Genomic DNA, 9856 nt, shown 5'->3' with positions numbered 1-9856 from the left:
TTCAGCGGTGCTGTTCCAGAAAAGCGGTGACGACGCGATCCGGGATCCGGCCGCGGTCGGAAATCGCGTGACCGTTTCTGCGTGCCCATTCCCGGATCGCTCGGGTCTGTCGTCTCGGAGGCGCTTTGTCGGTATTCACGTGCCCGGAGCCGGGCGTGCGCCGATCGCCGATCCGGCGGGCCTTGACGACGAAGTCCCGCAGGGCGGCCCGGAGCCGACTGGCGTTGTGCCCGTTGAGATCGATCAAGTAGATCACGCCGTCCAAACCGAAGTGCACTGTTTCGAGCTCTTCTTCCGACGCGGCGCCGTCCAGGTCGTCGACGAGGTCGTGGTGCTTCTTCGCCATTCAGTGTCTCACAGTGATAGGTGAAGAATAGAGCGGACGATTCAGCTTAGCAGTGCCCAAGTGTTTCCTGCACGGCGTCGGATGTCGTTCCCGCGCTTGTTTTTTGGTTCTGGGTCCGCAAATGTCTGACTCGGATGGATATTGCGTGCGCCGGGGCTGATCGACGGGATGCGGGGCTGGGTTTCCTCCCCGCGCCGCGTCCGTAGCAGAATTCCACTCCGACCGGACCGGCCGACGTCCGCGAAGAACCCGCGGCCCGACAGCGAGGACGAGTGATGGGACCGCTGACCTTCAGCGACAACCAGGACAACGAGCAGGAGTGGCTCCCGGACGGGAACGAGTCCGCCGCGGACGCCTTCCTGGAGTTCGTCGCCCGGCACCGGGGTGCGGACAACACGTCGTTCTCCATGGAGGACGCGGCGAGCGAGGAGACGCTGCTGTTCGAGGTGGGCATCGGGGCCATCTGCCGGGTCAAGGGGTGGCAGGACCCGCACACCGAGTACCGGGTCGTCACGGACAGCGGCGACCACCGGACCCTGGCGGCCGAGTTCGCCCGCGGCGGGTTCGCCGCCCTCGACCCCCACGGGCCCTGGCTGCCGGACGCCGAGAGCTTCGTGCAGGCCCGATCGGCGCAGTTCGAGCACCGAGCGGCACCCGGTGCCGCGGAGCTCGGACGAGGTCGTGACGAGGAGCTCCGATCCGAGTTCGACCGTTCCGTGCTGCGGCGCACCCACCCGCGCGAACTGCGCCGCCGCCTGGAGGTCCTGACCCGCGTCGACGGACGCGAGCCGGTCACCGCCTCCGGCGTCACCCACTACGGCTACGGCACCGGCGACACCGTCAACGCCTGGTTCACGGCCGACGGCCGCGGCCTGGTGCTGACGTTCGACCGCTCCAGCCCTCTCGGTTCCACAGTGGACAGACGTGCCCAGGCGGCGCTGTACGACGGCGTGCCGGCGGATCTGCTCGCCCTGGTGAGGAACGCGCCGCGAACGGGCACGACGCTCGACGTCCCGCATCCCGACGGCGGCACGCTGGTGGCCGCCACCGGGATCTTCACCTTCTCCGGCCCGTGCGCGATGGCGGAGGGCCTGGTGAAGCGCCTGCGGGACGACAGGCTGGGCATCGAGGACACCGGGGCCGGCCGGCTGCTCGAACGCTTTCTCGCGGCGCGGGACTTCACCCCCGCGGCGGTCGCGGAGGCAGGGCAGTGGTGGAGCCAGGAGGACATCGCGAAGGGCTTCGCCGCGACCCCCGCACCGGCCGAGGCGCAGGCCGCACCACTCGACCGCGAGGCGTTGACCAGCTTCTGCCAGGTCTGGGCCGACTGCGGGTACAACGACCGCTGGGACGTGCACTACGTCCTGTTCGACAGCTGCACGGTCGAGGAGGCGGGTCCGGACCGCGACGACCTGCTGGAGCTGGTCCGGACCCTCGGACTCGAGCGCGTCGACGCCCCGCCGGGAGCGGCCACCGGTGAGGTGTGGGTCCGCACCGACCCCCGCGTCGACGCGGAGCTCGGCAACTGGTCGTGAACGGTGGTGGGCCGGGGTGACCTCGGTCCACTTCCACCAGGGGCGGTGGCACCCGCCCCGCTCGACCCGGAACCGCCCGCCGCGGTCGCGGTGCTTTCCAGCGTGGCGTGCGCCCTTCGGCCACCGGGCTGTCAGCGGCCGAGGTCGGTCAGGAAATCGCCGCGCACGGCATGACAGCCCACACGGACTTGCCCGTCAGGCGCCGGACCACGCCCCACCGTTCGGACAACTTCTCGACGATCACCATTCCACGGCTGCGCACCGAGTCGGGTGTGGCCGGCCGCAACCGGGGCAGGTCGGGCGAGGAGTCCTCGGCGACGATGCTGACGACGCAGGGCTCGGCCGACTTGCGCAGTCTGAGACGTGCCGGGAACCGGGCGTGGTCGAACACGTTCGACGCGAGTTCGGAGACGACGAGGAGCACGTCGACGAGATCGTCCTCGGACAGCTCGCACAACATCGACTGAGCCCATCTGCGCACCTTGGCCATGTCGGGAACACCGCAGATGAGTTCGAAAGTACTCCACCCCCCACCAGGATCCGCGTCAGCCACGACAGGGCTTCGTTCTTCTGGTGTCACGTCCAATGAGTACCTCGGCTGAATCGGTCAAAACCCCCGCAGCGGGAGCGTGTAGTGCCCTGAGCCGGATGACGGCTACGGCAACAAGAGGACCCATGTCCCGTCACCCCAGGTCTGTCCACGGTGCACTGCAACGCACGGGTGGGCCTGTCCGGCTACGGCGGGGAAGTCGAAGATGTGCGGTACGTCCCCGAGCCACTGGACGCGGATTCACCCCGGGCGTACTTGCGACACGAATGGACGAGAGGTCGGCGGTTCAGCGGTTCGAGGAAGGGAAGTGACCGCCGGCGCTGCCGAGCGCGAGGAGGTCGGTGTACTGGTCCTGCCACGACCTCTCGGTGGCGAGCAGGTCGGCGAGCCGCTGCACCCACTTCGCGTCGACCGGGGAACCAGCCGCTGCCGCCAGGTGCCGTTCGGTCTCGTCGCGAGCGCTGATCCACTCGGACAACGTGGGACCGAGGGAAGGACCGCCTTGTGCATCAGTCATGGGGCGACAGTACTGCCGTGGGCCTGCAGCCGTGCGAACCGAACTCCGCTCGTCACCCGACCGCCTGCGTCCGCTGCGCCGAGCTCCGGACGACGTCGACGGCAGGGTGACGCGGCTCGTCACGATGGAGGTGGGCCGCAACCCGGGACGCGTCATCCCTCGGTGCTGCGCAGGTGCCTCGACGCGTCGGAGAGCTCCGCGCCGAAGGAGCGGGCCACCTGGTGGTGGCCCGCTCCTGGATCTCTTGTCCGGTCAGAGAAGCCGGACCGACATCGCCTGAGGTCCCCTGTCCGCCTGCTGGATGTCGAACTCCACCAGCTGCTTCTCCGGTATGCCCTGGTATGCGTACTCGTGGACTTCGGAGTGGTGCACGAACACGTCCGGCCCGCCACCCTCGGGGGCGATGAAACCGAACCCCTTGCTGCCGTTGAACCACTTCACGGTTCCCTGAGTCATCGACGTACTCCTTCGGTCGTCCGGTGCACTCCGAGCGCCTCCGGGAAAGTCACGGTCTTCGGTGCGTCGCGTACCGGACGCGGTGAGCGGTCGCAGGTTTGACAGGCCCAGCATCGCGAGCAGGTCGCGGCAGTCCTGCACGTCGTGGCAGTGCTGCGCGACGCGTTGTGCCGCTTGCCGTTGCTGGACGGCTCCCGCGGCCTCGGCGGCGAGGCGTGCCTGCGCGAAATCGGCCGCGGCACCGCTCTGCCCGCCGATCTGTCTGGCCCGTGTCATGAACGCACCCACTCGTCGGGCACGGCGCGAAAGCTTCGGAAGAGCGAAGTGGAGAACTGGTGGTCCGGCGGCAAGCCGGTACTCCGATCTCCGGCCGGAGGCGAGGGCGCCGAGCCGAATTGGATCGGGGGCCGCGGCGGCTGGATGCCGGCAACTGGAACCCCAACCAGGCCGACACTACCCCATCCAGCGCCGGTCTGCTCCCCGCTGGGTTCCGGCACCGGACCCCGGGTGGCCGCGAGCACGACGCTTCTTGCAGGATTCCGGTTGTGCCGCAACGATTTGTTGAGAGTGACCATCCACCCGGCTCGCTGTCGAGCGCGCGGTGTGTTCACCCGCCGGATGTGAGCGGTGGTCGGCTCATCTTCGCGAAAGGCGCAGGTGCTGCCGGCGGATATCGCGGAGCACCGGACAACCGGGTGCGTCTCGGAATGGCTGAACAGGACGGTCGCCGAAAACGGGACCACTGGGTTCTTCCCGTTCCGCTGCGGAGAAATCTCCGTCTCCGACAGGAGAGATCGGGGCTCGGAACGCGGCCACTCCAGGCCAAAGGCACGCCTCTGGTGGCGGTGGCACCGACCGCTGCGCACTCGCGCAACCCGAACGGGGCGAAATCGCTCTTGCCGAGCCAGGCGGTGGGTCGTCCTGGAGGTACCCGGCGAACCTCGGTACGCCCGAGCCCGGGACGTGTACTGTCGGCTCTGTCGGGATCAGGAGCTCCGGCATCATGTCGGCTCCGCGCTTTTCCCGTCCTGCCGGCTTCTGCGGGCTGCAGGAACCACCTCGTGTCCTGATCCGCCGACAGGTCCACCGTCGACTTGGTCAAGCCGGCGACGCGGTGAACCGACGGCCACTCACCGCGCGCTCGCGAGCACGTCCCTGAGCGCGTCCCTCGACCTCGCACCGCATGACGGCAGCGAGGCGCAACCGCGCGGGCAACCCCGAATGCTCCGCGTCGGTTGTGCGTTCACCTCCGCGCCGGAAACCCGCTGGGCGCGCGTGATGCTGTCAGTCGGACCCCGACTGCGCCCGCTCAAGGGTGTCGGCGTCTGTCCTGACAGGACTCGACCTCAGGGCCACATGATCGCGTCTTGCGGCGGCGACGACCGCGCGCGAGCTGGTGCTCCGGACTCGCGTAGACTGGGACCACCGAGGGCATGTCGTGCAACAGCGGTCGAGCTGGTGCTGCCTTGGGCGCTTCACGAGACCCGGCCGTCCGGCTGGAGGTGGGAGCGCCGAGCCGCTTTGCGGCCTTGCTCTCCGCGTGCCTCCGTCACCGGTGTCCTCTTCTTGCAGCACCGTTCATCGGAGTCCGCGCATGACCACGTCCGAGCCACTGACCACCTACACCGAAGCCGGGCGCATGTGCGACGTCTGCCCCCACCCGTGGCGGGAGCACGACCCGATCGGCGTGCGGTACTGCACCGCCACCGCGAGCTCCACGCAGCCCCGGGGATGTATCTGCTCATGACGTTCACCCCCGTGCTCACCACCGAACGGCTGACCCTGCGCCCGTGGCAGGTCGAAGACGCACCCGCGGCACTGGACGTCTACGGGCACACCGAGGTGACGCGCTGGCTCAGCCCCGAGATGGACCAGGTCCCGGACCAGGCGGCCATGCGGCTGCTGCTGCAGCAGTGGACCGCGGAAAGCGTGAGGCTGCCCGCACCGGCGGGCCGCTGGGCGATCCAGCGCGACAGCGACGGCCTGGTGATCGGCGGTGCCGTCCTGCTCCCGCTGCCGCCGGGCGAGGAGGACCTGGAGATCGGCTGGCAACTGCGTCCCGACGCCTGGGGCAACGGGTACGCCGCCGAAACCACCCACGCCCTGGCCTCCTGGGCGTTCAGCCAGGACGCGCACGAGGTGTTCGCCGTCGTCCGGCCGGGCAACACCCGTGCGGCGGCCACCGTGCGCAACAACGGAATGCACTGGGTCGGCGAGACCACGAAGTACTTCGGCATCGAGCTCCAGGTGTTCCGCCTCCGCATGGCGGACCTCGACTCGGCCGCCCCTGCCTCGCTCCAGCCGCCAGCCCGCGACTGACCACATCGGCACCGAACGCACCTCGTGCCGGGCACGCCCGGCCTCACCGGGCGTGCAGTCGTCCGGCTCGGCTGCGGAGGTCGAAGCCCAGGAGGCTCGTATGACTGCAGGCGCAAGGCAGGACAACCGCTTGACGGAGCTGTTGCGGACCAACACCGAAACGGTGATCGAGAAGTGGGTGGGCGCCGTGGCGGCACTGCTGCGCGGACGTGCCACGCAGGCGGAGCTGACCATCGACTTCCGCGAGCTCTTCCAGCTCTTGCTGCCCTTGGCGGGGCAGGACGGCCGGGACATCTCCGGACCGGCGTTCGGTGAGGTCCGGTCCTTCCTCCAGGAGTACTCCCGCTCGAGGGTGCGAGGCGGCTTCACGCCGTCGGAGACCGCGTCGAGCGTCTTCTCGCTCAAGCGCGAGGCCTTCGCGCTGGTCGAGAACGGCGACGATCCGAACCTGTTCCGGCAGGCGCTCGCGTTCTCCGCACTGCTGGACGCATTGGGGTTGTGGACGTTCGAAGCCTTCTCGCGGGCGCGTGAGGAGATCATCCAGGAGCAGGCCGAGCAGTTGCTGGAGCTGACCACGCCGGTCGTGAAGATCTGGGAGGGCGTGCTGGCGGTGCCGCTCGTGGGCACGCTCGATTCCGCGCGCACCCAGGTCGTGATGGAGAAGCTGCTGGAGATGCTGGTCGAGACCGGCTCCGAGCACGCGATCATCGACATCACCGGTGTGTTCGCCGTGGACACCCAGGTCGCGCAGCACCTGCTCAAGACCGTCGTCGCGGCGCGGCTCATGGGCGCGGAGTGCATCGTGTCCGGCATCCGCCCGCAGATCGCGCAGACGATCGTGGCGCTGGGCATCGAGTTCGGCGACATCGTCACGAAGGCCTCGCTGGCCGACGCCCTGCGCCACGTGCTGCGCAACGAGGGTGTGGATGCCCTCAGTCGCGAAGTGGTGTGATGGAACGCGTCCCGATTCTGGAGATCGGCGGCGTGCTGCTCGTCCGGGTCGACCTGCAGGACCAGAGCGTGGTGGGCATGCGTTCCGGCCGGCGCGATCACTGGTGGGACTGGGCCTCACGCTCGGCGGCGTGCGCACGGCCCGTGTCGCGCAGGACCCGCGACGGTGTGCGCGTGTCGTTCCACGATGAGGAACCGGGCATTTCCGATCCTGTTCCGGCACTCGCCGACGGCTGGAGCAGCGACAGCGGTCTCGGTCTCAGCAGCGCACGTCGCCTGGTCGACCAGTTCGGCCTCGACACCGAGGTCTGCCGAGGCACCGTCGTGACGGTGGTCAAGTGGAAGAGATCAGGCCGGCGTGCACGGCTGCGCACCGCGGCCTTGAGCCGCGAGATCGAGGCCCGCGAACGCGAAGCCGCTCGGTGCCGCCCTCCGGTCGACGGTGGCTACGTGGCCCGCTGATCACTCCGGGGATCGGGCGGTGACGACCGCAGCGCCCGGTTGCTGCGCGGCTCCGTTCGGGTCTTGGCGTCGTCGACCTGGCGGATCAGCTCGTCGCGGACCTCGTTGAGCGCGGTGGACAGCTCCTGCTCCGCCGAGGTCGCGATCAGGTGCAGGCGGTGCGCGCTGCTGAGCCAGCACTGCAGCACCACCCGCTGGTCGACACCTTCCCGGTCCTTCACCGCGATCTCCAGTTCCACCTGGTCGTCCCGGTACGAGCGCAGGCGGGAGCCGAGGGCGGCCAGCCGCTCGACGACCCAGTCGCGCTCGGACGCGTGGAATCCGGTGGCCAGCTGCAGGCGCTGGTCGATCACGGACGCATCTGCGGGTACTGCGTTCACCGGCATCTCCTCGTGTTCGTCATCGTGCTGTACCGCGTAGCGGCGCTCCTGCGTCGTGCAGATGGCGCAGGACCTCGGCGTACGACCGAACCAAGGTGGTCTTGCTGTAGGGGATTCCGTGTCGCTCGCAGAAGCTCTCGACAACGGGTTGCGCGCGGCGGAGGTTGGGGCGGGGCATGTGCGGGTAGAGGTGGTGCTCGACCTGGTGGTTGAGCCCGCCGAGCAGGGCGTCGACCCAGCGGCCGCCGGTGACGTTGCGGGAGGTGAGCACCTGCTTGTGGAGGTGGTCGAGGCGTTGCTCACCGCTGATGATCGGCATTCCCTTGTGGTTGGGCGCGAACGAGCACCCGAGGTAGACGCCCATCAGTCCCTGGTGCACGGCGATGAACACAACGGCCTTCAGCGGGGAGAGGACCACGAAGACCGCCGCCACGTACGCCACCAGCGGCACGATCTGGAGTGCCGCCTCGCGCCACGGGTTGCGCAGTTCGCGACGGCACAGGGCGACGATGCCGGAGATCCGCAGCACGGCGGCTTCGGCGAGCAGCAGCGGGAAGAACAGGAAAGCCTGGTGTTTGGTGATCCAGGCGTTCAGGCCGCGTTTGCTCCTGGCCTGGGCGCGGCTGAAGGCGAGGGCGTGGATCTCGATGTCGGGGTCGTGGTCTTCGTGGTTGGGGTTGGCGTGGTGGCGGTTGTGCTTGGCGACCCACCACTGGTAGCTGATGCCGGTGAGGCTGCCGTGCAGGTGCCCGACCACGTCGTTGTGGCGGTGGCTGCGGAAGATCTGCCGGTGTCCGGCGTCGTGCCCGATGAACGCCAGCTGGGTCGAGGCCACGGCCAGTGCCGCGGCGAGCAACACCTGCCACCAGGAGTCGCCGAGCATCACGAAGGTCACCGCGATGGCACCGAGCAGGGCAGCGTTGACCGCCATGCGCAGCAGGTAGTACCCGCGGCGGCGGTCCAGCAGGCCGGCGTCTTTGAGTTCTCTGGTCAGACGAGCGAAATCACTGCCGCGGGGACGGTCGGCCGTCTCCGCCAGCACGTCGTGTGTCGAGGTCATCTACCTGCTCCGGGTTTCGGTGTCGGCTTCGGTGTCCAGTCCGGGTTCGTCCGGTCCGGACTCTTCGGGTTCGCTGGTGTGCACGTCGGCGGGTGCCACGTGTTCATCGGCCTCGCTCCGCAGCGAGCGGATCGCTGAGTTGAGCACCGCCAGCAGCGGTACCGCGAGCAGAGCGCCCGCGATGCCCGCGACGAGAAGTCCGCTCGCGATGGCCAGCACCACCGCCAGAGGGTGCAGCTTCACCGCACGTCCCAGCAGGAACGGTTGCAGGACATGGCTTTCCAGCTGGTTCACCGCGATCACGATGACGAGCACGATGGCCGCCGTCACCGGACCGTTCGCGACGAGTGCGATGAGGACCGCCACGCCACCCGCCACCACCGCTCCGAAGATCGGGATGAACGCGCCGATGAACACCAGTGCTGCCAACGGAACCGCCAGCGGCACGCCCAGAACGGCCAGCCCGACGCCGATGCCGAGCGCGTCGACCACGGCGACCGCTCCGGTCGCCCGGACGTAGCTGACCAGCGCGGCGAGGCTGCGCCTGCCCGCGACGTCCACCCTGCGGCGCGGGCCGGCGGGGACGACGCGGATGAGGAACTGCCAGATCCGCGGGCCGTCGTAGAGGAAGAAGGCGAGCGCGAACAACACGAGCACCATCTCGACGAGGATCTCGCCGACAGTAGCGGCCGTGGTGATGGCGCTCGACGTGATGCCTGACGGGTTGTCCCGCAGCGTCTTCACGAACCGGTCGGCGAACTCGCGCAGCTGCGTGTCGCTGAGGTGCAGCGGGCCGTTGACCAGCCAACCGGACACGGCGTCGACGCTGCGGACCAGTTGCGCCGCCAGCTCCGGTACGCCGTTGACGAACGTCGTCACGACGAACGTGAGCAGCCCGCCGAGCGCGGCAAGGCCACCCACGAGCACCACCACCGTCGCGAGACCTCGCGGAAATCGTCTCGACATGAGAAAACCGACCGCCGGGGCGAGCAACGCCGCCAGCAGCAAAGCGATCGCGAGCGGCACCACCAGTGATGCCAGCCTGCCGAGGACGACGCCGATGACGTAGAGCGAGGCCACCACGACGAGGAAGCGCCAGCCCAGAGCCGCACTGACGCGCAGTACGGGGGGAATGGCGGTCCGTGCGGGCGATGAGTGCCCGCGGTCGTTGCTGACGACGGCTGTACCTCCGGTATCGGTTGCCGACGCCGGGATCCGGGTCATCGGTGAGAACGGCGGTGTGTCCGCACACCTCTACCTGGATTTCCCCGCCTTTCGGC

The 9856-nt window shown here is 69.0% G+C and carries 11 protein-coding genes and 1 pseudogene; 5 read left to right on the top strand and 7 right to left on the bottom strand.

Annotation, left to right across the window (positions count from 1 at the left end):
- Position 1 precedes the first annotated feature (1 nt).
- Entirely contained in the window at positions 2–346 is a 345-nt protein-coding gene (locus tag V1227_RS09785) for a histone-like nucleoid-structuring protein Lsr2 (RefSeq protein WP_329792186.1), read from the bottom strand.
- A 263-nt stretch (positions 347–609) separates the two neighbouring features.
- Between V1227_RS09785 and V1227_RS09780 the strand changes: the two are divergent.
- Positions 610–1881 (top strand): annotated as a pseudogene (locus V1227_RS09780) (DUF6357 family protein); the annotation flags it as partial.
- 148 nt (positions 1882–2029) lie between these two features.
- Here the strand turns inward: V1227_RS09780 and V1227_RS09775 are convergent.
- The 3 genes from V1227_RS09775 to V1227_RS09765 form a co-directional block, all read right to left on the bottom strand.
- Positions 2030–2371: an ATP-binding protein gene (locus V1227_RS09775; RefSeq protein ID WP_329792185.1), complete on the bottom strand. Its 342-nt coding sequence runs from the start codon at positions 2369–2371 to the stop codon at positions 2030–2032.
- 346 nt (positions 2372–2717) lie between these two features.
- A complete protein-coding gene (locus V1227_RS09770; protein ID WP_329792184.1) occupies positions 2718–2948 on the bottom strand; it encodes a hypothetical protein in 231 nt (76 codons plus the stop codon).
- Between the two features lie 252 nt (positions 2949–3200).
- Positions 3201–3404, bottom strand: a complete 204-nt coding sequence (locus tag V1227_RS09765; RefSeq protein WP_329792183.1) for a cold-shock protein — start codon at positions 3402–3404, stop codon at positions 3201–3203.
- A 1594-nt stretch (positions 3405–4998) separates the two neighbouring features.
- Between V1227_RS09765 and V1227_RS40610 the strand changes: the two genes are divergently transcribed.
- The 4 genes from V1227_RS40610 to V1227_RS09750 all read left to right on the top strand — a co-directional run bounded on the left by V1227_RS40610 (position 4999) and on the right by V1227_RS09750 (position 7136).
- Positions 4999–5151 carry an RGCVC family protein gene (locus V1227_RS40610; RefSeq protein WP_442916476.1) on the top strand — a complete coding sequence of 51 codons (153 nt, stop codon included), beginning with the start codon at positions 4999–5001 and terminating at the stop codon, positions 5149–5151.
- On the top strand, positions 5148–5723 hold the full coding sequence (locus V1227_RS09760; RefSeq protein ID WP_329792182.1) for a GNAT family N-acetyltransferase: 576 nt from the start codon (positions 5148–5150) through the stop codon (positions 5721–5723). Before V1227_RS40610 ends, V1227_RS09760 begins: the two co-directional genes overlap by 4 nt.
- A gap of 100 nt (positions 5724–5823) precedes the next feature.
- Positions 5824–6675, top strand: a complete 852-nt coding sequence (locus V1227_RS09755) for an STAS domain-containing protein (RefSeq protein ID WP_329792181.1) — start codon at positions 5824–5826, stop codon at positions 6673–6675.
- Entirely contained in the window at positions 6675–7136 is a 462-nt protein-coding gene (locus tag V1227_RS09750; protein WP_329792180.1) for a hypothetical protein, read from the top strand. Before V1227_RS09755 ends, V1227_RS09750 begins: the two co-directional genes overlap by 1 nt.
- Here the strand turns inward: V1227_RS09750 and V1227_RS09745 are convergent.
- The 3 genes from V1227_RS09745 to V1227_RS09735 are packed head-to-tail and all read right to left on the bottom strand — an operon-like array spanning position 7121 to position 9800.
- On the bottom strand, positions 7121–7516 hold the full coding sequence (locus V1227_RS09745) for an HPF/RaiA family ribosome-associated protein (protein ID WP_329792179.1): 396 nt from the start codon (positions 7514–7516) through the stop codon (positions 7121–7123). The two genes, V1227_RS09750 and V1227_RS09745, sit on opposite strands and share 16 nt — an antisense overlap.
- Positions 7517–7535: 19 nt before the next feature.
- Entirely contained in the window at positions 7536–8576 is a 1041-nt protein-coding gene (locus V1227_RS09740; protein WP_329792178.1) for a fatty acid desaturase family protein, read from the bottom strand.
- Positions 8577–9800, bottom strand: a complete 1224-nt coding sequence (locus V1227_RS09735; RefSeq protein WP_442916475.1) for an AI-2E family transporter — start codon at positions 9798–9800, stop codon at positions 8577–8579.
- Positions 9801–9856: the final 56 nt, after the last annotated feature.

The organism is Lentzea sp. DG1S-22 (genome assembly GCF_036321065.1).
Taxonomy (GTDB): Bacteria; Actinomycetota; Actinomycetes; order Mycobacteriales; family Pseudonocardiaceae; genus Lentzea; species Lentzea jiangxiensis.
The sequence above is the reverse complement of the archived record's forward strand: the minus strand, read 5'-3'. Positions and strand labels throughout refer to the sequence as shown.